This is a genomic window from Xanthobacter oligotrophicus (assembly GCF_008364685.1).
In the GTDB taxonomy this organism is placed as follows: Bacteria; Pseudomonadota; Alphaproteobacteria; order Rhizobiales; family Xanthobacteraceae; genus Xanthobacter; species Xanthobacter oligotrophicus.
The window spans coordinates 24,071-49,214 of sequence record NZ_VTTL01000018.1; the positions used below are offsets into that span (position 1 = coordinate 24,071).

Genomic DNA, 25,144 nt, shown 5'->3' on the forward strand with positions numbered 1-25,144 from the left:
GGCGTGCGTCTCACGCTTTTGCGGCATCGCCGGCCAGCGCCAGCACGGCGTGGAGCAGCACGTTGGCCCCCGCCGCACAGTCGTCCCTGGTGGCGGATTCCAGCTCGTTGTGGCTCACCCCGTCCTTGCACGGCACGAAGATCATGCCCGTCGGCACGATGGTGGCGAGGTGGAAGGAATCATGGCCCGCGCCCGAGACCATGGGCCGGTGGCTGAGGCCCAGCTTCTGCGCCGCAGCGGCCACCGCGCCGGTGACGGCAGGATCGAAATGGGTGGGTTCCTTGCGCCAGATGGTGTCGAGCTCAAGGCTCACCTTCCGCTTCTCCGCGATGCGCACGATCGCCGCCTGAAGGCCCTTGTCCAGGGCTTCGAGGATGCCGGCGTCCGGTGTGCGGAACTCGGCGGCGAAGGTGATCTCGCCAGGGATCACGTTGCGCGACTGCCGGGCGATGGTGATGTCCGCCACCGTTCCCACGGCGTTCGGCCCCAGCTCCACCGCCAGCTTTTCGACGGCCAGCACGATCTCTGAAAGGGTAGCAAGGGCATCCTTGCGCAGGTGCATGGGGGTGGAGCCGGCGTGGCTCTCGAAGCCGGTGATGCGCCCGTCGTACCAGATGATGCCCTGGCCGTGCTCCACCACGCCGATGGTGACGTTCTCCGCTTCCAGGATCGGCCCCTGCTCGATGTGCAGCTCCAGGAAGCCGCTGAATTTCTGGGTGCCCAGCGGCACCGCGCCGCGATAGCCGATGGCGTCGAGGGCTTCGCCCACGCTCACGCCCTCCGCATCGGTGCGGGCGAGGATGTCTGCCAGCGGCAGGTCGGCCACATGGCCGGCCGAGCCCATCATGGCCGGGGCGAAGCGCGAGCCTTCCTCATTGGTCCAGTTGACCACGCACAAAGGCGCGTCGGTCTCGATGCCGGCGTCGTTGAGCGCGCGTACCACCTCGAGTGCGGCCAGCGTGCCGAGCACGCCGTCGAACTTGCCGCCGGTGGGCTGGGTGTCGAGATGGGAGCCGATGCCCAGCGGCGCCTTGCCCGGGTCCTTGCCCGGACGCAGGGCGAACATGTTGCCCAGCGCATCCACGCTCACGGTGCAGCCGGCGGCCTCGCAGGCGGCGCGGAACCAGTCGCGCACCTGGCGGTCTTCCTCGCTCAGGGTCAGGCGCTTGACGCCGCCCTTCGGCGTGCCTCCGAACTGCGCGGTTTCAAGGATGGTGCTCCAGAGGCGGTCGGCATTGATCTGGAGATTGGACAGGGCAGGGGTCGACAGCGCGGTCATCAGGTCACCGGAACGGGATTTTCAGCCAGCACGCACCTTACCGTCCGACCGGGGGCAAGTTCCACGTCCGGAGGCAGGCGCTCCGTGCAACGCTGCTGTGCGTGGGCGCAGCGCGGGGCGAAGGAGCAGGCCGCGGGTGCGGCATCCAGCGAAGGCGGGGTGCCGGGAATGGTCTGCAGCCGCGCGCCGCGCTTGGCGCCGTGGACGGTGGAGGCGAGCAACCCCTGGGGATAGGGATGGCGCGGCGTGCGCACGATCTCGCCCAGGGTGCCGGTCTCCACGATCTGGCCGGCATACATCACCGCCACCTTGTCGCAGATCTCGATGGCCACCCCGATATCGTGGGTGACGAAGATGACCGACATGCCCATCTCCCGCTGCAATTCGCGCAGCAGCAGCAGAATCTGGATCTGCACCGTGGCATCCAGCGCCGTGGTGGGCTCGTCGGCCAGCAGGATCTTGGGCTTGCAGGCGAGGGCGAGGGCGATCATGGCGCGCTGGCGCATGCCGCCGGACATTTCGTGGGGATAGGCCTCGAGCCGGCGCTTGGCGGAGGGGATGCGCACCAGCTCCAGCATCTCCAGCGCCCGTGCCATGGCGGTGACGTGGCTCGCCCCCTCGTGGCGCTTCACCGATTCCGCGATCTGGTGGCCAATGGTATAGACCGGGTCCAGCGCCAGCGCCGGCTCCTGGAAGATCATGGAGACGGTGCGCCCGCGAAAGGCGGAGAGGGTGGCGTCGTCCATGGCCAGCACATCCTGCCCGGCCACGCTGACACTGCCGCTGATCACCGTGCGCTTCTTGGGCAGAAGCCGCATGAGCGCGCGCATGGTCACGCTCTTGCCGGAACCGGATTCGCCCAGCAGGCCCAGCACCTCGCCCTCGCCGAGGGAGAGCGAGACGCCGTTCACCGCATAGACCGTGCGCTCGCCGGTGAAGCGGATGGTGAGGTCGCGGATATCAACCAGGGGCGCCGTCATGGGGTCGCTCCCGCAATCTCGCCGGCCTTGGGGGCGCGGCTGTGGCCGGAGCCGGGAATGACCATGTGGCACGCGGCCGAATGCGCGCCGCCGGCCACCGGCGAGAGGGCAGGGCAGACCTCGGCGCACACCGGCTCGAAGAAGGCGCAGCGGGTGTGGAAGCGGCAGCCCGGCGGCGGATCGATGGGATTGGGCGGGTCGCCGGTGATGGGTGGCTCCTGCGTGCGCTGGTCGGGATCGAGGGCCGGCATGGCGGCGAGCAGGGCGCGCGTATAGGGATGGGCCGGGCCGTCCCACACCTCGTCCACCGGCCCCAGCTCCACCACCTGGCCGAGGTACATCACCAGCACACGGTCGGAGATGTAGCGCACCACGTTGAGGTCGTGGCTGATGAACAGATAGGTGAGGCCGAACTCGCGCTTGAGGTCGGTGAGCAGGTTCAACACCTGCGCTTCCACCGACTTGTCCAGTGCCGAGACCGCCTCATCGAGGATGACGAGGCGCGGCTTCAGCGCCAGCGCCCGGGCGATGTTGACGCGCTGGCGCTGGCCGCCGGACACCTCGTGGGGGTAGCGGTTGGCGAACACTTCCGGGCGCAGGCCCACCTTGTCCATCAGCTCGCGGGCCAGCGCCCGCGCGTCACGGTCGGGGATGCCATGCACCTTGGGGCCGAAGGCGATGGAATCTTCGATGGTCAGGCGCGGGTTGAGGGAGGCGTAGCTGTCCTGGAACACCATCTGCATGCCGCGCCGGAAGTCGCGCATGCCGAGGGTCCCGCCCACGGTTTCGCCGTCGAACAGGATCTCTCCGGCGTTGCGGGGCATGAGATGCATGAGCAGGCGCGCGGTGGTGGATTTTCCGCAGCCGCTCTCGCCCACGATGCCCACCGTCTCACCCTTGGCGATGGAGAACGACACGTCGTCCACCGCGCGCACCGTCTTCTTCTCGGCGAGGAAGCCGCCGCCCACGGGGAAGTGTTTGGTGAGGTTCTTCACGTCGAGCAGCGGCTGGGCCGGCCCGCCGATGTCCGCCAAGGGCTCGAGGATGGGCTCAGGGAGGGGCTCGATGAGGGTCAATTGCGGATGTCCATGGCGCTGCGCAGCCCGTCGCTGAGCATGTTGAAGCAGATGGAGACGGCGAAGATCATCACGCCCGGCAGCGCGGCCACGCCCGGATTGACATAGATGGCGGTGCGCAGGGTGTTCAGCATCAGGCCCCATTCTGGCTCCGGCGGCTTGGTGCCGAGGCCGAGGAAGGACAGGCCCGAGGCCAGGATCATGGACACCGAGATCAGCCCCGTCGCATAGACGAAGATGGGGCCGAGCACGTTGCCCAGCATGTGCACCCGCATGATGGTGATGGCCCCGGCCCCGGAGGCCCGCGCCGCGTCCACGAAATCGAGGTTGCGCACCGAGGTGGTCACGCTCTCCGCCACGCGGGTGATCTGCGGCACGAACACGATGGTGAGCGAGACGATGGAATTGACGATGCCCGCCCCCAGCACCCCGGAGATGGCGATGGCCAGCAGCACCGAGGGGAAGGCGTAGAACACGTCGATGGTGCGCATGATGACGGTGTTCACCGCCCCGCCCAGATAGCCGGCGAGCAGGCCGAGGCTGGTGCCGATGCCGAAGGCGAGCACCACCGGCAGGATGCCGATGAGCAGCGAGAGCCGCCCGCCATAGATGAGGCGGGAGAGCATGTCACGGCCGAGTTCGTCGGTGCCGAGAAGATAGCCCGGCGTGCCGATGTGCCGGAGCCGGCGGACCATGGAGCCCTGGTAGGGATCGGCCAGCCCGAGCCAGGGGGCGAAGATGGCGGCGAGCACGATGGCGAGCAGCACCGCCGCGCACACCATGCTGACCTTGTCGCGGGAAAAACGGCGGCCCACCGTGGCCCAATAGCCGCGGGCCTTCTGGACCGGAGCGGCCTGGAGGGCGGCGTCGGATGTGGCTCTCATGTCCTCAGCTCCGCTTGATGCGCGGATCGATGGACGCCTGGGCGATATCGACCACGAGGTTGAGGAAGACGAAGAACAGCGCCAGCACCAGGATGGTGCCCTGCAGCAGAGGCAGGTCACGCTGGAAGATCGCCGAATTGAGCAGGAAGCCCGTGCCCGGCCAGGAGAACACCGTCTCGATGAGGATGGAGCCGCCGAGCAGGTAGCCGAGCTGCAGGCCCATCACCGCCACCGCGGTGGGGGCGGCATTCTTCACCACGTGGCGGAACACCTGGGTTTCCTTCAGGCCCTTGGAGCGCAGCGCCTCCACGAAATCCTGCGAGAGTATGTCGCCGGTGAGCGCGCGCACGGTGCGCGTCACGATGCCCATGGGGATTACCGACATGGTGACGGCGGGCAGGATGAGGTGGCGCATGTGCACCCAGTCCCACGCCCAGCCGCCCGGCCCGTTGCCCACCGCCGGCAGCCAGTTGAGCCACACCGAGAAGATGATGACCAGCACCATGCCGAGCCAGTAGTGGGGCACGGACACGCCGGCGACCGCGATGGAGGTGGCGAGCTTGTCCACCCACGTATTGCGGAAATAGCCGGCGATGAGGCCGAAGAAGACGCCGAAGAAGAAGCCGATGAGGGAGGCCGTCACCGCGAGGATGAAGGTGTTGCCCACCGCCTGGGTCACCTCCGCGAGCACCGGTCGGCCGGTGGCGATGGAGGTGCCGAGATTGCCGTGCAGCGCCTGCCACACCCACAGGCCGAACTGCACCGGCAGCGGCCGGTCGAAGCCGTAGGCGGCGCGCATCTGCGCTGCCAGCTCCGCCGAGGCGTCAGGCGGCAGCACTGCCACCAGCGGGTCGCCCGGTGTGATATGGACCAAAAGGAAGCACACCAGCGCGACAGCGATGACGATCGGGATCACATAGATGATCCGCCTCAGGATATAGACCAGCACGGGGCCACCTTGCGCAGGGGGAAGAAAACGCGGGGCGTGTTCAGCACCCCGCGTTCCGGTTCAGGCATCACTGCGAGATGGAGACGGGGGAGAAGTCCACGAACCAGCTCTTGGGCTGCACGAAGCCCTTGATCTTGGGGCTCATGGCGCGCGGTCCCACGTCGTGCGCCACATAGAGGAAGGCGGCGTCGTCCACCGAGGCGGCATGCAGCTCGGCGAGCGCCGCGTCCCGCGCGGCGGGATCGAACGAGGTGCGGGCCTTCTTCACCAGTTCGTCGAACAGCGGATTGTTGTTGAAGCCCCAGTTGTTGGACACCGGCGGCGCCATGCCCGATTGCAGGAAGCGCACCATGGCGAAGAAGGGGTCCATGGCCGCATAGGTCACGTTGATGGCGTTGGCGCCGCTGGCGCTCGGGTCCTTGGCGCCCTTGCGCCAGTTGGTGAACAGGGTGTTCCACTCGATCACGTCGAGCTGCACGTCGAAGTAGCAGTCCGCCAGCGCCTGCTGGAGATATTCGTTCATGGGCAGGGGCAGCATCTGGCCCGAGCCGGAGGCGGAGGTCTGGATCTTTACCGGCAGCTTCTTGCCGGGGCCGAAGCCGGCCTCCTTCATCAGCTTCTGGCCGGCGGCCACGTCATACTTGATCTGGAAGGTGGGGTTGCCGCGCCAAGGATGGCCGGGCTCCACGGTTCCGGTGGCCGGCACCATGAGGCCGCCCAGCAGGCCGTCCTTCATGCCTTCCCGGTCGATGCAGAGGTTCGCCGCCTTGCGCACGCGGATGTCGTTCCACGGCGAGCCCTCGATGCGGGAGAACTGCCACGGCCACACGTGGGGCTGCTCGTTGCTCTCGATCTTGAAGCCGCGGGATTTCAGCTGGGAAATGGCGTCGGGGGCGGGTGCCTCGATCCAGTCCACCTGGCCGGCCATGAGGGCTGCGGTGCGGGCGTTGGCCTCCGGCATGGGCAGGAGGATCATCTTGTCGGTCTTGGGCACCCGCGCCTTGTCCCAATAGGCCTCGTTCTTCACCAGCTCCAGCCGCTCGCGGGGCACGAAATTGGTCATCTTCCACGGGCCGGTGCCCGAGGCGTTCTTGGCGAAGGCGGTCCAGGCGGCGGCTGCCTTGGCCTTGGCGTCGGCGCCCTCGGCGGCATCATAGAATTTCTGCCACTGGGTGGGGCTCGCCATGAACAGGTTGGTGAGGTTGTAGGGCAGGAAGCTGTCCGGCTCCTTGGTGGTCAGCTCCACCGTCAGGTCGTCGATCTTCTTCGCCGAGACCAGGGTGGGCATGCGCGAGGCGGTGACGCCCACCTGGCTGGCGTCGAACTGCGGCGCCTCCTTGTTCAGCACCTTGCCCACGTTCCACACCACGGCGTCCGCATTGAAGGGCGAGCCGTCGTGGAAGGTGACGCCGGGGCGCAGCTTGAACACCCACTTGGTCTTGTCGGCGTCGTCCACCTTCCATTCGGTGGCAAGGCCGGGGATGAGCACGCTGGGCTTGGTGGCGGAGGACAGGTCCCAGTTCACCAGCGCGTCATACATGGTGACGCCGGTAAATCGGTTGCCCTCGAAGCCCTGGTCGGGCTGGCCGAGGGTACGCGGAATGTCGGCGGCGGTCATGCCGATGCGCAGGGTGGTCTCGGCACCGGCGATGCCCGGCGCGATGCACGCAAAGCTTGTGGCCAGCAGAAGGGCGGCGGTCTTCAGGGTGGGGCGACCGGAGCGGATCCGCTTTTCAGTTTGCAGCATCATGGAGTCCTTTGCGGCGGGATGCCCAATTCACGAGATGCCCAGTTCATTAGCAACCGGCGTGCCACGCCCCGGGAACCGCCCAGAACGAAGCTATCGCTGCGGAAGGATGGAAAAATTTGTCGTCAAATCATCCACGATTTATATTTTTGCCTAAACATGGGGCAATGACTGCGCTTTGGTATGCGATCTGGATCTGACTGGAAGGGTTCCGGTAGGGGGCTCCCCCGGGCACGTGAGTCTCCGGATCGGAATGGCCATGCGCCGAAGCCGCCTGCGAAGGTCGGGCGGGAGACCATCTTACCGTTCCGATTGCGGTCCAATCCCATGGCCACGTAGTGTCGCCGGCGATCCACCCTTTATGACCCGGCGAGGCCGCCTTGAAGATCCTGGTGCTGAACGGAAACACCACTGCCGCCGTAACGGAGCGCATGATTGCGGCACTGAAGCCTATATGCCCCGAAAATGTGCAGCTCATCGGTGCGACGGCGCCCTTCGGCATGCCCTATGTGTCGACGCGCGCCGCCGTGGCGGTGGCCACCCATGCGGTCCAGGACGCGGTGCGCGTGGCGGTGGAGGGCGAGGAGGCGGCGGGCCGCGCGCCCTTCGATGCCTGCTTCTATGCCTGCTTCGGCGAGCCGGGCATCGAGGCGCTCCGGGTGGAGCACGGCTTCCCGGTGGCGGGCATGGCGGAAGCCAGCATCCTCACCGCCCTGCAACTGGGGGAGCGCTTTTCCATCGTCACGGTGGGGGCTGCATGGCCGGCCATGCTGCGCGACCTGATGCGGCGCACCGCCCTGGAGGCGCGCTGCGCCGGCATCCATGTGGTGCCAGGCGATGCCCTCGCCGTCGCCACCGGCCGGGAGGAGGGGTTGAAGCTGGTGCGCGCCGCGGTGGACGAGGTGATCGCCCGCCAGGCGCCGGACGTGGTCATCGTCGCCGGTGCAGCGCTGGCGGGCTATGGCACGGCGCTCGCTGGCGAGGCGCCGGTGCCGGTTCTCGATTCCCTCACGGCCGGCTTCGAGCAGGCCCTCGCCTTGGCCCGGCTGGGCTTGAGGCGAGGGGGCTGAGGCTGTCCGGCTTCAGGACAGGGACCCGCTCGCCACCGCGACCAGCAGGAAGGTGCCCATGGCGATGCGGTAGAACACGAAGGGCCACGCGGAGAGGCGCTCCATCACCTTCATCAAGGTCCAGATGGCGACGAAGGCCGAAAGGGAGGCCGTCACCAGGCCCACGCCCAGCACCAGCCAGCCCTGAGCATCGAGGCCCGCCTGGTGGAGCACCAGCAGTTCCTTCACGCCGGCGGCGAAGATGGCCGGCAGGCCGAGCAGGAAGGAGAAGCGGGCGGCATCCTCGCGCTTGAGGCCGAGGAACATGGCCGCCGTCAGCGTCGAGCCCGAGCGCGAGACGCCGGGGATCAGCGCGCCCACCTGGGCGAGGCCGACCACGATGGCGTCGCTGAGCTTGATCTGCTCGAACGAGCGGGTGTGGCGGCTGACCAGCTCGGCCAGGGCCAGCAGCAGGCCCATCACCAGGCTGGCGGCGCCAATCACCCACAGCTCGCGGAACGCGGAGCCGCAGGCGTTCAGCTTGTCCTTCAGCAGCACGCCGGCGATGACGATGGGCAAGGTGCCGAGGATGATGCCCAGCACCGTGCGCGGGGCGTGGGCGCCATAATCCCCGGTGCGCACGGCGCGCAGCGAGCCACAGGCCAGCGCGCGCAGGTCCGACCAGAAATAGGTCACCACAGCGAACAGCGCGGCGAGCTGCATGGCCGCGGAAAAGGCGGAGCCGGGATCCGGCCAGCCGAGCACCGCCGGGACGATGCGCATGTGTGCCGTGGAGGAAATGGGCAGGAGTTCGGTGATCCCCTGAACCACGCCGAGAACCGCGACCTTGGTGGTGCCGAGGGCAACGAATCCCGTGTCCACCCCGCTCGTGCAGACGCTGGCCATGATGTCGGTTTCCAATTGCAGATGAAGACGAGGATGATCCGCCTGCCGCCGCCCCCATCGCGCGGCGCGGGGGAACGTGGCGCCGAGGTCTTTGACTAACCGTTTCGGGAACGCGCCGGAACCGGGCAGGGTGCGCGTTGTCAGCGCAGTGGCGTTGCGGAATGTAGAAACCGCGCCGCTTTGCTGCCCCTGGGGCACCGGGTGGGCTGGCGTTGCGGCAGTGGCGCGTCACACCGCGTGTTACGGATATTTAATCCACCTCCCGCCCACCGCCAGCGATCTGAAACTGCACGACAATCGCTCTCCTGCGGAATTCGGGGCGAGACACGCGACAGGTGGCGGACTGGTCAAATCCAAAAAAACGCAGATAGGACGGGCGGAAAATTCGTGTTTAGCCAAGCTCGATGACAGTTGAAAAAACGTCTTACCGAAGGTCATCGCGCCCATTACCTGTCCCAAGGTCAGTCTCAATGGCGAATATAGACACGGTGCCGCGCGAGGAGAACGCCAGCCCGCCCCCGCAGGAGCGGGAGCCGTTCGAGGCGCTGGCGCGGGATCAGGTGGCGGACATGCTGCGCCTGCCGCACTTCGGGCGTCGGGGGGCGTTCATGGTCGCCGGCATCCTCGTGTTCCTGTGGGCGGCGAGCGGCTTCTACCGGGTCCAGCCGGACGAGCAGGGCATCGTGCTGCACTTCGGCAAGTGGGTTTCGACGCAGGCGTCGGGGGTTCACTATCACTGGCCCTATCCCATCGAAACCGCGCTGCTGCCCAAGACCACGCAGATCAACCAGCTGGTCATCGGCAAGCGCGACGGCTCCCGCGAGCGCAACCAGATCCTGACCGGGGACGAGAACATCGTCGAGGCGGAGGGCGTGGTGTTCTGGCGCATCCGCGATGCCGGGCAGTTCCTGTTCAAGGTGGCCGATGCGGAAGGCACGCTTCGGGTCGCGGCCGAGAGCGCCCTGCGCGAGGTCATCGGGCAGAATCCAATCCAGTCGGCCCTCTCCGACAAGCGCCAGCAGATCGCCCAGCAGACCGAGGTGGTGCTGCAGCGGCTGCTGGACAAGTACCAGGCCGGCATCACCATCACCCAGGTGCAGCTGCTGCGCATCGACCCGCCGCCCGCCGTCATCGACGCCTTCAACGACGTGCAGCGGGCGCGGGCGGACCAGGAGCGGGCGCGCAACGAGGCGGAAGCCTATCGCAACGACATGCTGCCCCACGCCCGCGGCGAGGCCGAGCACATCACCCAGGAAGCCGCCGCCTATGGCGAGCAGGTGGTGGACCTGGCGCGTGGCGAGGCCCAGAGCTTCCTCGCCGTCGCCGCCGCCTATGAGCGGCACAAGGATGTGACCATGCGCCGGCTCTATCTGGAAGGCGTGGACGAACTGCTGAAGCGCTCCGGGCGGGTGATCGTGGACCTGTCCGCCCACGGCGGCGGCGTGGTGCCCTACCTGCCCTTGATGGAGCCCGGGCCGAAGCAGGCCGCGGTCGCCGAGGGCCCGGTCGCGGGAGCGGTCAAATGAAGCGCTATGGTTTCGTTGCTCTGGCCGCAGCCCTGATTCTCGGTGCCGTGGCCCTGTCCTTCGCCTTCACGGTGGAGGAGACGCAGCGGGCGCTGGTGGTGCGCCTCGGCATGCCGCTGGCGGTCCATGACGACCCCGGCCTGTACTTCAAGGTTCCGTTCATCGATACGGTGATCTTCTTCGAGCGCCGGCTGGTGTCGCTGGAGCCGCCCGCCGAGCAGATCATCCTGGGCGACCAGAAACGCATCGAGGCGAGCACCTACACCCGCTTCCGCATCAGCGATCCGCTGGCCTTCTACCAGGCGGTGGGCGGCATCGAGCAGGGCCAGTCGCGCCTCGCGCAGATCGTCAACTCGGCGGTGCGGAGGGAACTGGGGCAGGCGAAGCTGGTGGATCTCCTGTCCACCGAGCGCGACCGTATCATCGATGCCATCCGCACCCAGGTGATCGAGCGCAGCCGGTCGCTCGGCGTGGACGTGGTGGAGGTGCGTCTTTTGCGGGCCGACCTGCCGGCGGAAACCAGCCAGGCCATCTACGACCGCATGAAATCCGAACGCCAGCGCGAGGCCAAGGAGCTGCGCGCCCAGGGCTTCGAATGGGCGCAGGAAATCCAGGCCCGCGCCGACCGGCAGAAGACCGTCATCCTGGCCGAGGCCCAGCAGAAGGCCAAGGTCACCCGCGGCGAGGCCGATGCCACGGCTTCCCAGATCCTCGGCGACGCCTATGATCGCAGCCCCACCTTCTACACGTTCCTGCGGACCCAGCAGACCTATCGCCAGACGCTGGCCGGGGCCTCCCCGACTCTGCTGCTGTCGCCGGACGTGGACTTCCTCGGCGCGCTGACGCGGGGGCCGTCCCCCGAGCCGGCTGGCGGCGAAAAGCCCACCGCGCGGGCCGAAGGTATTTCAAAGCAATGAGGCATGCCGACAACCCCATCCGGCGGCGGTCGCGCGCCGGACGCACGGCATGCATGTGCGCCGCGCCCCGCGCCGCGCGCTGACCGCAGAGGAGGCACCCCATGGATCTCGGCGCTGACCTCTCCTGGATCGGCATCAGCCTGAAGATTTTCTTCATCGACCTGCTGCTGAGCGGCGACAATGCCATCGTCATCGCGCTGGCGTGCCGTGGCCTGCCGGCGCAGCAAGTGCCCAAGGCGGTCGCCCTCGGCGCGGCAGGGGCGATCTTCTTCCGGCTGGTCATTGCGGCGGTGGCGGGGATCCTGCTGACCATCCCGCTGCTGAAAATCGTCGGCGGGGCGCTGCTCCTCGTCATCGCCATCAACCTGCTCGCGGGAGAACATCTGCGGCGGCGGGAGGGCGCCCCTCGCCCCGGTCTCGATCCGTCGATCAACAACGACAGCGGCTTCATGGGGGCAGTCTTCGTCATCCTGATCGTGGACGCGATCATGAGCCTCGACAATGTGGTGGCCCTGGCCGCGGTGTCGGAAGGCAATTTGCTCTATCTCATCGGCGGGTTGCTGTTCAGCGTGCCCCTGATCTTCTTCGGAAGCCTCATCGTCACCGAGGCGATGAAGCATTTTCCGGCGATCATCCTCGTCGGCACCGCCTTCCTCGGCTGGGTGGCGGGCGGGATGATCGTGTCCGATCCGCTGTGGTCCGGCTGGATCGCATCGCACGCCGAAGCGCTGTCGGTGCTGGTGCCGCTGGCTTCCGTGGTGTTCGTGCTGGTCGAGGGCCGGATCACGGCGCAGGCGCGCTTCGCAGAGACAAATGTCGCCTTGGCCAGTGGCGCCCCGCCCCGCCAAGCCGCAACAAAGCCCCGCGCGCCGGTGCGGCCCGCGCCCCGAAAGGTCGAGGCGCCCGCGCCTGCGCTTCTCGTAGCGTCCCTTCCGGCTTTGCCTGGCGTCCTGCTGGCGGCGAAGGACGATCAGGAGGCCGTCGCCCCGGCGGAAGGCACGGGGGACCGGCTCGTCCTCGTCGGCCTCATCCTGCTGTTCTGCGTGATCGCGGTGGTGATGGCGACCGTCGTGGCCGCCGGAAGCCGGCTCGGCTGAGCTGGCCGCCGCCGTGCCGACTGTCGCCGCGCCTACTTGCCGACTGCATCCTCCACGCATTTGGTGGTGAAGCTCTTCTTGGCCGCGCCATAGAGCTTCTTTTCCGCGGCCTGGGTCTCGCAGACGGCCGTTGCATCCTTCTGGCACTTGGTGAGGAAGCTGGTCTTGGCTGCGCCCGCAAGGCTCTTGCTGGCAACGGTGGCGGTGCAGGTGTCTGCGAAGGCGCCGGCGGCGGAGATGGCCACGAGGGCCAGGGCGAGGGCGAGTGTTTTCATTGTCGATCCTCCCACGGGACCTTGAAAGGTCCCGTGGCGAAGCTAGCACCGAAGTCTTGGCCATTCGACGGTGCCGAAGCGTCAGTGCTGGCCCGTGCACTCCGCTTTACACGCAATTTCTCTTGCGTTGGACTTCGACGAAGCCATATGCCCGCCGCCCCTTGCGTCCGCGCGCAAGGTGTCCCCACATGGTCGGCTTGTCGAGGGCAACGGTTCGGGGCGGACGTGAAGCCGGAGAGATGCAATCGCAGCATGCGCGCAGGCGGCTCCGGCCCGGATCTGCTCCATGGGCGTTGGCGCGCGGCATGGCTCGCCTGGCGCGGCATCGCGATCTGCCTCGTATTGATGGGGGCGCTGGCCCCCACCAGGGCCGAGACCGCCCGCCGCCATGTGCTGGTCCTGTTCGAGAACAACCGCCTGTTGCCGGCCAACGTGCTGGGCGACCGGGGCATCACCAGCGCGCTGGGCGAGGCAGACCGGCGCACCGAGATCAGCACCGAGTTCCTCGATTATCCGCGCTTCAGCGGCGCCGCCTATGTGGGCACCGTCACAAGGTTCCTGAAGGAGAAATACGCGGCGCGGCCGCCCGGCGTCATCATCGTCGCCGGCGACAATGCGCTCGACTTCGTGCTGAACACGCGGGCCGAGCTTTTCCCGCAGGTGCCGGTGGTCCATGTGGGTGTGGCGCGTTCCTTCCTGGCCTCCCGGCTGCCTTTGCCGGAAGACGTGGTGGGCGTGCCCTTCGCGCAGGATTTCGCCGGCACCATAGCGCAGGCGTTGAAATGGCATCCGCAGGCCCGGCATCTGGTCCTGATCACCGGCGCGGCCGAGCATGATCGGGAATGGGAGCAGGACCTGCGCCGGGCGGCCGAGGGCTTCGAAGACCGGGTGAGCATCGAGATGCTCGCAGGCCGCCCCATGGTGGAGGTGTTGAAGCGGGTGGCGGAACTGGGCACCGACACCGTGGTGGCCACACCGGGATTTTTCCGCGACGGAGCCGGCAGCATCTACCTTCCGGTGGAATCGGTGAGGCTGATCGCGCAGGCGGCGACGGCGCCGGTCTACGGGCCGTTTGTCACCTTCATCGGCACCGGTGTCGTGGGCGGATGGATGACCGGTTTCGAGGCCATGGGCCGCGAGGGCGGGTCCATCGCCAACCGCCTGCTGGACGGGCAGGCGGCTGCGTCCCTCAGGCTGCCTCAGGTGATGCCGTCCGCGCTTTATGTGGACTGGCGGCAGATCGAGCGCTGGGGGATCGATCCGGATGCGGTGCCGGCTGATGCGATCATCCAGTTCCGTGCGCCCGGCTTCTGGCAGACCTACCAGAAGGAGGCGATGGCGGTCGCCCTGGCCTTCCTGCTGCAGAGCCTGCTCCTGGCTGCGTTGCTGTTTGAACGCCACCGCCGGCGCCTCGCGCAGTCGAGCGTGGACCGCTATCGCTTCGAACTGGCCCATGCGTCCCGGCTGGCGGTCGCGGGGGAGTTGACCGGCTCCATCGCCCACGAGATCAACCAGCCGCTCGCAGCCATCCTGAGCAATGCGGCTGCGGCGGAAATGATGCTGGAATCCGGCGCGGCGCGGCCCGGCGAGCTCAAGGACATCCTGGCCGACATCAGGCGCGATGACCTGCGGGCCAGCGAGGTCATCCGCCGGCTGCGGGCGCTGCTTGCCAAGCACGAGGTGGAGCGCCAGTCCTTCGACCTCAACGACATCCTGGGCGACGTGATCGCCCTGTTGAATGCCGAGGCCCGCCGCCGGCGCATCGCGCTGAGCGCACGGCTGGTCGCGGAGACCATCACGGTAGTCGGCGACCGCATCCAGCTCCAGCAGGTGCTCATCAACCTGATCATGAATGCCATGGACGCGCTGGCGGATACCCCGGAGGAGCAGCGCAACATCGTCCTGTCGCTGGAAGGCTCGGACACCGGGGCGACCATCCGGGTGCGCGACCGAGGCCACGGGATTACTGCGGAACACCTGCCGAAGCTGTTCGAGTCGTTCTTCACCACCAAGCGCAAGGGCATCGGCCTCGGCCTGTCCATTGCGCGCACGCTGGTCGAGGCCCATGGTGGCACCATCGCGGCGGAGAGCGCACCGGGGGAGGGCGCCGTCTTCACCATCCGGCTCCCCCGGGTTGCGTCCGGCGGCCGCGCCTGGGTCGGGGCAACATGAGTTCGGAACCTCTGGTCCACGTGGTGGACGATGACGATTCCCTGCGCACCGCCGTGGTCCGGCTGCTGACCGCCGCCGGACTGGAGGTGCGGGCCTATGCCTCCGCCGGCGATTTCCTGCTCCATCCGCTGCCTCTGGGTCCCGGCTGCATCCTGCTGGATCTCAGGATGCCTGGGCCTTCCGGACTGGAGCTGCAGCGGGCCCTGCTCAATCTTGGCGCAACGCTGCCCGTGATCTTCTTCACCGCCCATGCGGACGTTGCCTGCAGCGTGGAGGCCATGAAGGCGGGGGCGGTTGATTTCCTCATGAAGCCGGTGGAGCCGCAAGTGCTGCTGGATACCGTCCATCGCGCGCTCGAACGGGACGGGCTGCTGCGTGCCGCACGTGCCGATGCGCAGGATCTGCGGGCCCGCTTCGCGCTGCTGTCGCCGCGCGAGCGCGAGGTCTTCGATCTGGTGGTGGCGGGCAAGCTGAACAAGCAGATCGCCGACGAGCTCGGCATCGCGGAGCGCACCGTGAAGGCCCAGCGCGCGCAGCTCATGACGAAGCTCGGAGCCGAATCCGCCGCCGAGCTGGGGCGCCTTGCCGAACGGCTGCAGCGCTTGTCTGAAGGCCCGCGCGACACCAGGTAAGCGCGCGGGGCGGGGACGTTCCCGTTCGGTGCCGGTCCTCCTGTCCCTATTCCGATCCGCCCTCGGGCGCGGCGCCCGGCGCCTGAGGCGTATCCTGCTACATCCCTCTGCCCTTTTGGGCATGGCACATGGCCCCTTTTACGGATGGTCCGAAGGGCGTTCCGGCTCCAAAGATGCGCGGCGAAGCCCGCTGTCGACGATGCGAGTCGGCGGGAGGCGTGGCTGGTTGCGCGTGGCGAACCTGGCTCTTGACGCGCTCGAAGCGGGCCGGCGTCGCCGAATGGCAGATGGATCCAGGGTGGGAAAACAAGAACTCAGCCGTTCTGTCTTGATCCCCGTCACCCCTGCCCCAGCGATCTTGGCTTCGGAATATCCGCGTATCGATCTCATGCCCACCAAATAAAAATAGAGGGAGGCTGCGATGAAAATCGGATCTGGGGCGGCGCAGGTGCTGGCCAGGGGAATAATCGCACTTGGAATTCTCGGCGCGCCGGTGGCGGCCGTCGCGCAGGCGCCCGCCAAGCCGCCGAACATCCTCGTCATCATGGGCGACGACGTGGGCTGGTTCAACGTGGGCGCCTACCATCAGGGCATCATGTCCGGCAAGACGCCGAATCTCGACCAACTGGCGGCCGAGGGCATGCGCTTCACCGACTATTATGCGGAAGCCAGCTGCACCGCCGGACGCTCGAATTTCATCACCGGCGAGCTGCCGATCCGCACCGGCCTCACCACCGTGGGGCAGGCCGGCGCCGATGTGGGCATGCCGGCCGAGGCGGTCACCCTCGCCACCGTGCTGAAGGCGCAGGGCTATGCCACCGGCCAGTTCGGCAAGAACCATCTGGGCGACTTGAACAAGTATCTGCCCACGGTGCACGGCTTCGACGAGTTCTTCGGCTATCTCTACCACCTTGACGCCATGTCGGACCCCTACTGGTTCGACTATCCGCAGGAGTGGGTGGACAAATACGGTCCGCGCACCCTCGTGCACAGCTACGCCACCGACGTGGACGACCCCACCGAGATGCCTCGCTGGGGCCGCGTGGGCAAACAGAAGATCGTCGACGAAGGCCCGCTTGCGCCGTTCCCCAACATGAAGGACCGGCAGAACTGGCAGGAAGGCCGCAAGGCCAAGTATGACATGGAGACCTTCGACGACGTGCTCGTCGAGCAAAGCAACGCGTTCATGGACAAGTCGAAGAAGGACGGAAAGCCGTTCTTCCTTTGGCACAATACGACCCGCATGCACGTCTTCACCTTCCTGCCGCCCAAGTATCAGGCGTTGATGAACCCGGGCAGCAACTACAATGTCGAAGAGGCTGGAATGGCCCAGCTGGACGACAGCGTCGGCGCGTTGCTGAAGCACCTGAAGGACATCGGGGAAGACCAGAACACCATCGTCATCTTCACCACCGACAACGGCGCCGAGGTCTTCACCTGGCCTGACGGCGGCATGACGCCCTTCCGCGCCACCAAGGGCACCGTCTATGAAGGCGGCTTCCGCGTGCCCGCCATCATCCGCTGGCCCGGCAAGGTGAAGCCCGGCGCGGTGGAGAACGGCATGTTCTCGGGCCTCGACTGGCTGCCGACGCTGGCCGCGGCCGCCGGCAATCCGAACGTGACGACACAACTGCTCCAGGGCGCGAAGTTCGGTGATCGCACCTACAAGAACCATCTCGACGGCTACAACCAGATGGACCTGCTCACCGGCAAGGGTCCTACCGCCCGGCATGAGCTGTTCTACTTCGGCGGCGCGCAACTGGGCGCGGTGCGCATCGACGACTTCAAGTACCAGTTCTACCAGCAGCCCTACGGCTGGCCCGGCGAGAAGGTCACGACCGACATGCCGACCATCGTGAACATCCGCCAGGACCCGTTCGAGCGCACGCCCTCGATCCGCGGCGAGACCGTCAACAATCTCGGTGCGGGCTACATGAACGACTTCTTTGCCCGCGAGTTCTGGCGCTTCGTCGGGGTCCAGGAGGCGGTGGGCAAGCTCGCCGCGACCGCCATCGACTATCCGCCCATGCAGGCGCCGGCCTCGTTCAACCTGGACGCCGTGAAGCGCAAGGTCGACGAGGCGATCAGGACCCAGGCCGGGCAATAGGCTTGATCTGCGGTCATCACGGCTCCCGCCCCGTCCTCCGCGGCGGCGGGCTAGACGGGTAGCCGCCGACCAAGACCGCCGCGATCGCGCCGCAAGGCCCGGTCGCGGCGGATCTCCCTCTGTCCCCATCCTGACCTAAGGGGATGCGCCATGGCGCCCTGGTCTGTCCTCTCCCGCCTTGGTACCGCGTTCTGCGCGCTGCTGTTCCTCGGCCTCCAGGTGTTCGCGCAAGGTGCCCCTGTTGCCGCTCCGCTTCCCTCCTGGAACGACGGACCGGCAAAGCGGGCCATCCTCGATTTCGTCCGCGAGACCACCGACCCGGCGAGCCCCAAATTCGTGCCGCCGGAAGAGCGCATCGCCACCTTCGACCAGGACGGCACCTTGTGGGTCGAGCAGCCCATGTACACCCAGGTCATCTTCTGCCTGGAGAAGGTGCCGGCAGTTGTCGCGAAACGACCTGATCTGAAGGAGGTCGAGCCGTTCCGGACCGTGCTCTCGGGTAGCCGGGCCGCCATCGCGAAGCTGTCCACGGCGGATCTGGAGAAGATCGTGGCCGCGACCCTCTCCGGCATGTCGGTGGAGGCGTTCAGGGCCGAGGCGGAGGCTTGGATCGCCACCGCGAAGCATCCGAAATTCGGCCGGCTCTATACCGACCTTACCTACCTGCCCATGCAGGAGGTGTTGAGCCATCTGCGGGCCAACGGCTACAAGACCTTCATCGTCACCGGCGGCGGCCAGGATTTCGTGCGCGCCTATGCGCTGCGGGTCTATGGCATCCCGCCCGAGCAGGTGGTGGGCACGGCCGGGGGCACGAAATTCGGCTATGGCAAGGACGGCCGGCCGGTCCTGACCAAGGAACCCAGGCTCCTGCTCAACGACAATTTCGCCGGCAAGCCGGAAGGCATTCACCTGATGATCGGCCGCCGCCCTAACGCCGCCTTCGGCAATTCCACCGGCGACCGCCAGATGCAGGAATATACCAGGGCCGGCACCGGGGCGCGCCTCGCCATGCTGGTGCTGCACGACGACGCGACGCGCGAATTTGCCTATGGCCCGGCGCAGGGCCTGCCGGATTCGAAGGTGGGCACCTTCCCGCAGCCCCTGTTCGACGAGGCGAAGGCGAAGGGCTGGACCGTCATCAGCATGAAGGCCGACTGGAAGCGGATTTTCGCGTTCGAGCCTTGATGCGTGGGGGGTAGCCTGCACTATCATGCGAACGACACGGGCGCCGGTAACGCTGTGCACCCGACGAGGAGCCCCAGCCTCGCAACGCGCAAGGGACGACGCATCTGATGGGGCTTCCGCGCTTCGCCTGGACTGTTCTTGCGGCTCTGTCCGCCGGGATTTCTGCCGCCCTGCTGGTACTGGCGGTGGGGCTGGCGCGCGGCGACGCGGTGCGGCCCAATGGGGCTGGCCTCGGGCCCGGCGGCGTCGGGGCGCTGGCGTCCGCTCTTGCCACGGACCATGTGGGATCGGCGGCATGCGCCTCCTGCCACGCCAGTGAGGCGAAGGCCTGGTTCGCCTCCCAGCATGCCCAGGCCATGACCATCGCGGGACCAGAGACCGTGCGCGGCGACTTCGCCGACGTGAAGGTGGAGCACCAGGGGTCCCGGGCGCGCTTCTTCCGCGACGGCCCGCGCTACATGGTGGAGACCGAGGGCCGCGACGGCAAGACCGCGGCCTTCGAGGTCACTCACACGTTCGGCGTCGCGCCGCTCCAGCAATATCTCGTCACCTTCCCGGACGGCCGGCTCCAGGCGCTGCCGTTCGCGTTCGACACCCGCCCGAAAGGCGAGGGTGGCCAGCGCTGGTTCCATCTCTATCCGGACCAGCCCATACCGGCGTCCGATCCGCTGCACTGGACGAGGTCCCAGCAGAACTGGAACTTCATGTGCGCGGAATGCCATTCCACAGCCGTCCGCAAGGGCTATGACGCGGCACAAGACACCTTCCACACCACGTTTTCCGAGATCAGCGTAGGCTGCGAGAGCTGCCACGGGGCAGGGGCGGGGCATGCTGCGTGGGCGGCCAAGGGCGCCGATCCCAAGGTGGCGGGCAAGGGCTTTGCCGCCGTCGCGGCGCCCCGCCCCATGCCCGACTGGACGCCAGACCCCGCCACCGGCAGCCCGGCCCATGGCGTCGCCCGCCTGCCGGGGGATGAGGTGGAGACCTGCGCCCGTTGCCACGCCCGGCGCGGCACTTTCTCCGAGGACTGGCATCCGGGCCGCCCCCTCGCCGACACCCACATGCCGGCGCTGCTCTCCGAAGGCCTGTTCGAGGACGACGGGCAGATGCGGGACGAGGTGTTCAACGACCATTCCTTCAAGCAGAGCCTGATGTATGCCAAGGGCGTCGTGTGCAGCGATTGCCACGATCCCCATTCCGCGAAGCTCAAGGCGGACGGCGCTCAAGTGTGCGCGCAATGCCACCTGCCGGAGCGCTTCGCCACGCCGGCCCACACCGGCCATCCGCCCGGCAAGTCAGGGGAAAAGTCGCCGGGGGAAAAGACGCCGGACTGCATCTCCTGCCACATGCCGGCGCGCACCTACATGGTGGTGGACCCGCGGCACGACCATTCCTTCCGCATCCCGCGCCCCGACCTTTCGGTGGCCCTCGGCACCCCCAACGCCTGCACCGACTGCCACGCCGACAAGCCGGCGAGCTGGGCGGCCGAAGCGGTGGAGCGCTGGCACGGGCCGAACCGCAAGGGCCACCAGACCTGGGCCGAGGCCGTGCATCGCGCCCGCGCCGGTGAGCCGGCCGCCCGCGACATGCTGCTGAAGCTCGCCGCCGAACCGGCGATGCCCGGCATCGCGAAGGCGACCATCATCACCGAGCTGCAGCGCTTTCCCTCCCTCGCCACGGACGCGGCGACGACAAAGGCGTTGGCGGACCCCGACCCCATGGTGCGGGTCGCGGCCTTGCGCAGCCTTGCCGGTACGCCGCTGGAGACCCGCTGGCGGCGGGCCTCCGACCTGCTCGCCGACCCGGTCGCATCGGTGCGCATGGAGGCGGCGACGCTGCTGGCGGACCAGCCATTGACCGGCCTGCCCGAGGGCGAAAAAGTCCGTCTCGAAGGCGCCTTCGCGGCCTATGAGGCGGCCCAGCGGCTCAATGCGGAGCGGCCTGAAGGGCGGGCGAACCTTGCCAGCTTCCTGCTGCGCCGGGGCCAGCCCGCCGCAGCCGAGGCGGAGCTGCGCGCCGGCCTTGCGCGGGAGCCGGAGGCGACGCCCCTCGCGGTCAACCTCGCCGATCTCTATCGCGGCCAGGGCCGGGAGGCCGAGGCCGAACAGGTGCTGCGGCGGGCGATCGCACTGGCGCCGAGGGCCGCCGCGCCGCGCCATGCCCTAGGCCTCTCGCTCGCCCGGCAGCGGCGCTATGCCGAGGCGGTCGAACAACTCGCAGCCGCCGCAGCGCTGGCGCCGGAAGACGCGCAATATGCTTATGTGCATGCGGTCGCCCTCCAGTCCACGGGCCAGCCGGCGGAGGCGCGGCGTGTTGTTGCCGAGGCGCTGGCACGACATCCCTACGACCCGCAGTTGCTCTCGCTCGCCTTGCAGGACGCCATGCAAGCCCGTGATGCAGCACGTGCCGCCCCCCTGGCGCAGAAGCTCTCCGACATGCGGCCGGACGACCCCGAGATCGCCCGCCTGGCGGCCCGCCTCAAGCGGCCCTGAACGTTTGCCGCTGGGTCTCGGACCGGATCCGGAGGACGCGTCGCGGCCTCGAGCCGGGCAGGGGACGGCGCGGCATGGCACTGGCGCCTTCCGGCGACGGCTCCTCCTTCTTCGGGCTGGCGGGTGTCAGGCGGCCGGCGAAATATCGGGCCGCCGCGTCATTCCACAGCCAACCGCTCCGCCAGTTCCGTCACATCGTCCCAATTCAAATGGCGACGCCCATCCGCCGTTTCCACGTGAAGGCCGTCCTGGGTGACGGCGGCCGAGAATTCACCGTCGCTTCCGACCGGGCTCAAATAAATGGAATCGGTACGCCGCCAGTCAAAGGCCACGGCGGTGAAGGCGCGCGACAGGGTCCGGCCCTCCTCCAGGGTCAGGTCGAAATATAACTTGTCGCTCAACATCATCCTCAGCATGTCGCCGAGCATCCGATGCGGCACGCGCTTGACGAGAGGATAGCTCATATGTCTTCGCTCAATATTGGCCGAAAGATACAGGGCGCGCGCCGATCGAATCCCCGCTAAACAGCGCGAACCTCCTCCGGCTTCGCGATGAAGTCCAAACGGTCGGCCTGATCGAAGTCCGCCATCGGCACCTCGAATACGAAGCGGTTCGGGTACCAGAAATTGGCGTAGGGGAGGAACAGGACACTGGATGAAAGGCTGGCCAATTGCTGCGAGCCCGCAAACAGAGCCGCTTCGAACCCGCCCCCGTTTGTCGTCGCCATCGTGTCGTCGCCGAACACCTCGAACTGGATGAACAATTTGGCGGACGGGACCCCGGCCTCCACCGTCTTGATCCCGATGACGCGAAGGTCCTGGAAGCGACGGCCGATCTTGCCGTCCGCCAGAAGTTGCGGGAACTCGTGCACGCGTCCCTTCTTGACCACGGCGGTGTCGACCGATGGCACGCCCAAATCGGCCAATCCGGCAGGCTTTGCGGGCGCCAATGTCACGACGGTGCGGGTTTCCTGCAATGCGGGCAAGAGCTGCTCCTGTATGGCTCGATGTCGCAAACCCGACCAAAAGCCGGGTCCGGGCCGCACAAGGCATATTGCGCGCCAAATCGGAGCGGGGGCTGCTCCCGGGCCGCTACCTCGCCGCGCCCATGGATTGCAGCACCGTCTCGCTCGGCCAGCAATCCACCTTCAGCCCGGCCGATTTCTGGTAGGCGCCGAGGGCCGCGCGGGTCAGCATCCCCGCTTTGCCGTCGATCTTGTCGGTGTAGAGGCCGACGCGCGTCAGATGCTTCTGCATCGCCGCCACCGAGGTGGTGCGCAACTGCGTCGAGGCGGTCCACGGCGTGGCAAAGGGCCCGGCGCCTGCGATGCGGTCGGAGAGGTGGCCGACGAACAGCACGTAGAGATCGGAGAAATTGTATTGCTTGATCACGAAATAGTTGGCCGTGGTGAGGAATGACGGGCCGTAGATGCCCTCGGGCTGCAGCAGCGATGCCGGCTGCGCCTGCTCGGCCGCCGACAGCCTCCCAACCGGCGTAAAGCCGGCGCGCAGCCACTCGCCGATGGGCTTCTTCACCTCCGGCACGCCCAGCGTGCAGTCGGCATTCGCCGGCGCCCGGACCTCATCGGCCCAGTGCACGCCGGGCTGCCAGCCCTTGTCGGCGAGCTGCTTGGCGGCGGACGCCAGCGCATCCGGCACCGAACGCCAGATATCGACGCGGCCATCGCCGTCGAGATCGACGCCGTGCTTGAAGTATTCGGACGGCAGGAACTGGGTGAGGCCGGTGGCGCCGGCCCAGGACGAGCGGAAGTCCTTGCGCGCCACCGCCCCCTCATCGAGGATCTTCAGCGCAAGGATGAACTCGTCGCGATACTGGTCCTTGCGGCGCCCCGCATAGGCCTGCGTTGCCACCACGCGCAGCGTGTCATAGGGTGAGGTGTAGCGGCCGAAATCGGTCTCGCGGCCCCACAGCGCCAGCACCATGGTCCCCGGCACGCCGAAGCGGCTTTCGATCTGGTCGAGGGCGGCCCGATGCTTCTGCATCAGCCGCTGCCCCTCGGCGGCAAGCCGGGCGATGGAGGCTTCCTTCACATAGCTGGCCGGCACCTGCACGAACTCGGCCTGCGCCGACGCGCCGGTCGCGGGCCGTCCCGGCAGGGCGAGATCGGGTAGCTTGTAGTCCGGCTCAAGATCGCGGGTTTCGCGCTCGAACGTCGTGCGGGAGACTCCGGCCGCCTGCGCCTGTGGCCAGAGGGAGGCGATGAATTGGTTGAAGGCGGCGTCCGCCGCGCGGGCGGGCGCTTGAAGTGCCAGCGCCGACAGCAGCAGGGTGAGGATGATGGTGCGGCAAGCTGATGGCAAGGAACCGCTCACGCTTTGATGTCGAAATGGGGCATGCGCAACGCTAGCACGGGGGCGCGCTGCCGTGAACGCGGAGCGCGGCGTCGCGGTCCATGCGCGAACGCCGGGTCGCTCCCCAATCAGCGCATCTCGAACAGCTCCTGGTGAAAGCGCCGGTCTACGGGAAAGCCGCTGGCGGCAAAGTCCCGTCTCAAGGCGGCGCCGAAGCCCGCCGGGCCGCAGAACCAGATGCTGGCCGCGCCCCACTGCGGCACCGCCTCGCGGATCCTTTCCCCTGTCAGATGGCCGTCGCGTCCGCTGACCAGGACATGCAGGCGGACATCGGCGGCCGCGGCATCCTCCGCGAGCTTGGCAAGCGCCGTCTCGTCCACGTCGCCGGTGGCGTGGAACAGGTCGACGGACTGCCCTTGCGGCCAGTCCGGTGCCTCGCCCCGCAGCGCCATGTGCTTCATGCGCGCAATGAAGGGGGTGATGCCGATGCCGCCGCCGATCCAGATCTGCCGCCGGCAGTCGTCGTCGAAGGTGAAGCAGCCGTAAGGCCCCTCGATCCTCACCTCCTGGCCGACGCTGAGCTTTTCGCGCAGGCGGCGGGTGTGGTCACCCAGCTCCTTGGTGATGAAGGTGATCTGCGGGCGCTCGGCGTGCCACCCGGAGGCGATGGTGTAGGGATGCGGGCCCTCCGAGGTGTCCGACATGGCGAAGGCGAACTGGCCGGGCCGGTGTCCCGGCCATCCGGTCGGCACCTCGATGACGGTTTCGAGCGCCTTCACCCCCGGATAATACTGCAACGTGGCGATCCTGCCCCTGACCTGCCGGCTGGCGCCCACGCGGCGCAGCAGGACGACACCGGCGGCGAAGGTGCCAGAGGCCATGAGGATGGCCATCACCCAGCCCACTGGCGCCGTCCAATAGCTGAAACGCGTCAGGACCACGGCGTGAAACACCAGCACCAGATAGGCGACGGCGAGCAGCCCGTGAATCTTGTAAAATAGCCGGTAGGGAACGGCGCGGATCAGCGCCAGCGCGATCAGGAGCACGGCGGCGTAGAACGCCCATTCGCCCACGCCTTCCGCCGCGCCGCGCAGGCCCGAGAAGACGGCTTCCACCGGGTTCGTGATGGGCGGCCGCGCGCCACGGGCCGGCCGCTCCAGGAGGCCCCAGCCCACGGCCCATTTCGGTCCCTGCGCCCACAGCCAGTGAACGATGGCGACCACGAGCGCGGTGATGCCGAGCCATTTGTGCAGCCGATACATCTTGTCGAGCCCGCCCATCCAGCGCTCGGGCCAGCGCGGACGCAACGCCAGGATCATCGCCACGCTCATGGCCGCCATGGCGATGACCCCGGTGTACTGCACCGCCGCCGCGCGCACGGCGAAGAAGCCGGTCGACTGGAACGCCGTCGGCTCCGCCACGACCCACAGGGCCGTCATGAGGACGATGACCCCGAGCAGGATCAGCTTGATGTGTCGCATCTCGGTGGCGCTCTTTCCTGTGCGATCCGTCATGGGCGGCGAATGTGAGGGAACATGGGGTCGATAACAGCGAGCGGT

General features: G+C 67.7%; 21 protein-coding genes. 9 read left to right on the top strand and 12 right to left on the bottom strand.

What is annotated here, in order from left to right; translation table 11 throughout:
• Positions 1–10: 10 nt before the first annotated feature.
• The 6 genes from FZ033_RS23140 to FZ033_RS23165 all read right to left on the bottom strand — a co-directional run bounded on the left by FZ033_RS23140 (position 11) and on the right by FZ033_RS23165 (position 6,918).
• A complete protein-coding gene (locus FZ033_RS23140) occupies positions 11–1,279 on the bottom strand; it encodes a Zn-dependent hydrolase (protein ID WP_149578419.1) in 1,269 nt (422 codons plus the stop codon).
• Complete coding sequence (locus FZ033_RS23145; RefSeq protein WP_149578420.1) at positions 1,279–2,259, bottom strand: ABC transporter ATP-binding protein; 981 nt, start codon at positions 2,257–2,259, stop codon at positions 1,279–1,281. Before FZ033_RS23145 ends, FZ033_RS23140 begins: the two co-directional genes overlap by 1 nt.
• On the bottom strand, positions 2,256–3,335 hold the full coding sequence (locus tag FZ033_RS23150) for an ABC transporter ATP-binding protein (protein ID WP_188079658.1): 1,080 nt from the start codon (positions 3,333–3,335) through the stop codon (positions 2,256–2,258). Before FZ033_RS23150 ends, FZ033_RS23145 begins: the two co-directional genes overlap by 4 nt.
• Positions 3,332–4,219 carry an ABC transporter permease gene (locus FZ033_RS23155; protein WP_149578421.1) on the bottom strand — a complete coding sequence of 296 codons (888 nt, stop codon included), beginning with the start codon at positions 4,217–4,219 and terminating at the stop codon, positions 3,332–3,334. The genes FZ033_RS23150 and FZ033_RS23155 overlap by 4 nt, the downstream gene beginning before the upstream one ends.
• A gap of 4 nt (positions 4,220–4,223) precedes the next feature.
• Positions 4,224–5,168 carry an ABC transporter permease gene (locus FZ033_RS23160; protein ID WP_149578422.1) on the bottom strand — a complete coding sequence of 315 codons (945 nt, stop codon included), beginning with the start codon at positions 5,166–5,168 and terminating at the stop codon, positions 4,224–4,226.
• A gap of 67 nt (positions 5,169–5,235) precedes the next feature.
• A complete protein-coding gene (locus FZ033_RS23165) occupies positions 5,236–6,918 on the bottom strand; it encodes an ABC transporter substrate-binding protein (protein WP_149578423.1) in 1,683 nt (560 codons plus the stop codon).
• Positions 6,919–7,295: 377 nt separating this feature from the next.
• On the opposite strand from FZ033_RS23165, the gene FZ033_RS23170 reads away from it, so the two are divergent.
• Positions 7,296–7,985: an aspartate/glutamate racemase family protein gene (locus FZ033_RS23170; RefSeq protein WP_149578424.1), complete on the top strand. Its 690-nt coding sequence runs from the start codon at positions 7,296–7,298 to the stop codon at positions 7,983–7,985.
• 12 nt (positions 7,986–7,997) lie between these two features.
• On the opposite strand, the gene FZ033_RS23175 is transcribed toward FZ033_RS23170, so the two are convergent.
• Positions 7,998–8,870, bottom strand: coding sequence for an undecaprenyl-diphosphate phosphatase (locus FZ033_RS23175; RefSeq protein ID WP_149578425.1), 873 nt, complete (start codon positions 8,868–8,870; stop codon positions 7,998–8,000).
• Between the two features lie 470 nt (positions 8,871–9,340).
• On the opposite strand from FZ033_RS23175, the gene hflK reads away from it, so the two are divergent.
• The 3 genes from hflK to FZ033_RS23190 all read left to right on the top strand — a co-directional run bounded on the left by hflK (position 9,341) and on the right by FZ033_RS23190 (position 12,410).
• Positions 9,341–10,396, top strand: coding sequence for an FtsH protease activity modulator HflK (hflK, locus tag FZ033_RS23180; protein WP_149578426.1), 1,056 nt, complete (start codon positions 9,341–9,343; stop codon positions 10,394–10,396).
• A complete protein-coding gene (gene hflC / locus FZ033_RS23185; protein WP_149578427.1) occupies positions 10,393–11,313 on the top strand; it encodes a protease modulator HflC in 921 nt (306 codons plus the stop codon). The genes hflK and hflC overlap by 4 nt, the downstream gene beginning before the upstream one ends.
• A 101-nt stretch (positions 11,314–11,414) precedes the next feature.
• Positions 11,415–12,410 carry a TerC family protein gene (locus tag FZ033_RS23190; RefSeq protein ID WP_149578428.1) on the top strand — a complete coding sequence of 332 codons (996 nt, stop codon included), beginning with the start codon at positions 11,415–11,417 and terminating at the stop codon, positions 12,408–12,410.
• A gap of 32 nt (positions 12,411–12,442) precedes the next feature.
• Here FZ033_RS23190 and FZ033_RS23195 read toward each other — a convergent pair whose 3' ends face one another.
• Complete coding sequence (locus tag FZ033_RS23195) at positions 12,443–12,685, bottom strand: hypothetical protein (protein WP_149578429.1); 243 nt, start codon at positions 12,683–12,685, stop codon at positions 12,443–12,445.
• 252 nt (positions 12,686–12,937) lie between these two features.
• On the opposite strand from FZ033_RS23195, the gene FZ033_RS23200 reads away from it, so the two are divergent.
• The 5 genes from FZ033_RS23200 (at position 12,938) to FZ033_RS23220 (ending at position 21,273) form a co-directional block, all read left to right on the top strand.
• Positions 12,938–14,857, top strand: a complete 1,920-nt coding sequence (locus FZ033_RS23200) for a sensor histidine kinase (protein WP_232847632.1) — start codon at positions 12,938–12,940, stop codon at positions 14,855–14,857.
• Positions 14,854–15,489: a response regulator transcription factor gene (locus tag FZ033_RS23205; protein WP_149578431.1), complete on the top strand. Its 636-nt coding sequence runs from the start codon at positions 14,854–14,856 to the stop codon at positions 15,487–15,489. The genes FZ033_RS23200 and FZ033_RS23205 overlap by 4 nt, the downstream gene beginning before the upstream one ends.
• 421 nt (positions 15,490–15,910) lie before the next feature.
• Positions 15,911–17,596 carry an arylsulfatase gene (locus tag FZ033_RS23210; RefSeq protein WP_149578432.1) on the top strand — a complete coding sequence of 562 codons (1,686 nt, stop codon included), beginning with the start codon at positions 15,911–15,913 and terminating at the stop codon, positions 17,594–17,596.
• Positions 17,597–17,746: 150 nt separating this feature from the next.
• Positions 17,747–18,781 carry an HAD family hydrolase gene (locus FZ033_RS23215; protein ID WP_149578433.1) on the top strand — a complete coding sequence of 345 codons (1,035 nt, stop codon included), beginning with the start codon at positions 17,747–17,749 and terminating at the stop codon, positions 18,779–18,781.
• Between the two features lie 107 nt (positions 18,782–18,888).
• Complete coding sequence (locus FZ033_RS23220) at positions 18,889–21,273, top strand: tetratricopeptide repeat protein (protein ID WP_149578434.1); 2,385 nt, start codon at positions 18,889–18,891, stop codon at positions 21,271–21,273.
• Between the two features lie 158 nt (positions 21,274–21,431).
• Here FZ033_RS23220 and FZ033_RS23225 read toward each other — a convergent pair whose 3' ends face one another.
• The 4 genes from FZ033_RS23225 to FZ033_RS23240 form a co-directional block, all read right to left on the bottom strand.
• Entirely contained in the window at positions 21,432–21,737 is a 306-nt protein-coding gene (locus FZ033_RS23225) for a hypothetical protein (protein ID WP_149578435.1), read from the bottom strand.
• A 56-nt stretch (positions 21,738–21,793) separates the two neighbouring features.
• Complete coding sequence (locus FZ033_RS23230; RefSeq protein WP_149578436.1) at positions 21,794–22,258, bottom strand: hypothetical protein; 465 nt, start codon at positions 22,256–22,258, stop codon at positions 21,794–21,796.
• A gap of 106 nt (positions 22,259–22,364) precedes the next feature.
• Positions 22,365–23,573, bottom strand: coding sequence for a lytic murein transglycosylase (locus FZ033_RS23235; RefSeq protein ID WP_149578450.1), 1,209 nt, complete (start codon positions 23,571–23,573; stop codon positions 22,365–22,367).
• Between the two features lie 140 nt (positions 23,574–23,713).
• On the bottom strand, positions 23,714–25,066 hold the full coding sequence (locus tag FZ033_RS23240) for a ferredoxin reductase family protein (RefSeq protein WP_149578437.1): 1,353 nt from the start codon (positions 25,064–25,066) through the stop codon (positions 23,714–23,716).
• Positions 25,067–25,144: the final 78 nt, after the last annotated feature.

Bases quoted from the DNA above. Each gene is read 5' to 3' on its own strand.
- FZ033_RS23140 (WP_149578419.1), bottom strand. From the start codon at position 1,279: ATGACCGCGCTGTCGACCCCTGCCCTGTCCAATCTCCAGATCAATGCC.
- FZ033_RS23145 (WP_149578420.1), bottom strand. From the start codon at position 2,259: ATGACGGCGCCCCTGGTTGATATCCGCGACCTCACCATCCGCTTCACC.
- FZ033_RS23155 (WP_149578421.1), bottom strand. From the start codon at position 4,219: ATGAGAGCCACATCCGACGCCGCCCTCCAGGCCGCTCCGGTCCAGAAG.
- FZ033_RS23165 (WP_149578423.1), bottom strand. From the start codon at position 6,918: ATGATGCTGCAAACTGAAAAGCGGATCCGCTCCGGTCGCCCCACCCTG.
- FZ033_RS23175 (WP_149578425.1), bottom strand. From the start codon at position 8,870: ATGGCCAGCGTCTGCACGAGCGGGGTGGACACGGGATTCGTTGCCCTC.
- hflK (WP_149578426.1), top strand. From the start codon at position 9,341: ATGGCGAATATAGACACGGTGCCGCGCGAGGAGAACGCCAGCCCGCCC.
- hflC (WP_149578427.1), top strand. From the start codon at position 10,393: ATGAAGCGCTATGGTTTCGTTGCTCTGGCCGCAGCCCTGATTCTCGGT.
- FZ033_RS23190 (WP_149578428.1), top strand. From the start codon at position 11,415: ATGGATCTCGGCGCTGACCTCTCCTGGATCGGCATCAGCCTGAAGATT.
- FZ033_RS23195 (WP_149578429.1), bottom strand. From the start codon at position 12,685: ATGAAAACACTCGCCCTCGCCCTGGCCCTCGTGGCCATCTCCGCCGCC.
- FZ033_RS23200 (WP_232847632.1), top strand. From the start codon at position 12,938: ATGCGCGCAGGCGGCTCCGGCCCGGATCTGCTCCATGGGCGTTGGCGC.
- FZ033_RS23205 (WP_149578431.1), top strand. From the start codon at position 14,854: ATGAGTTCGGAACCTCTGGTCCACGTGGTGGACGATGACGATTCCCTG.
- FZ033_RS23210 (WP_149578432.1), top strand. From the start codon at position 15,911: ATGAAAATCGGATCTGGGGCGGCGCAGGTGCTGGCCAGGGGAATAATC.
- FZ033_RS23215 (WP_149578433.1), top strand. From the start codon at position 17,747: ATGGCGCCCTGGTCTGTCCTCTCCCGCCTTGGTACCGCGTTCTGCGCG.
- FZ033_RS23220 (WP_149578434.1), top strand. From the start codon at position 18,889: ATGGGGCTTCCGCGCTTCGCCTGGACTGTTCTTGCGGCTCTGTCCGCC.
- FZ033_RS23225 (WP_149578435.1), bottom strand. From the start codon at position 21,737: ATGAGCTATCCTCTCGTCAAGCGCGTGCCGCATCGGATGCTCGGCGAC.
- FZ033_RS23240 (WP_149578437.1), bottom strand. From the start codon at position 25,066: ATGCGACACATCAAGCTGATCCTGCTCGGGGTCATCGTCCTCATGACG.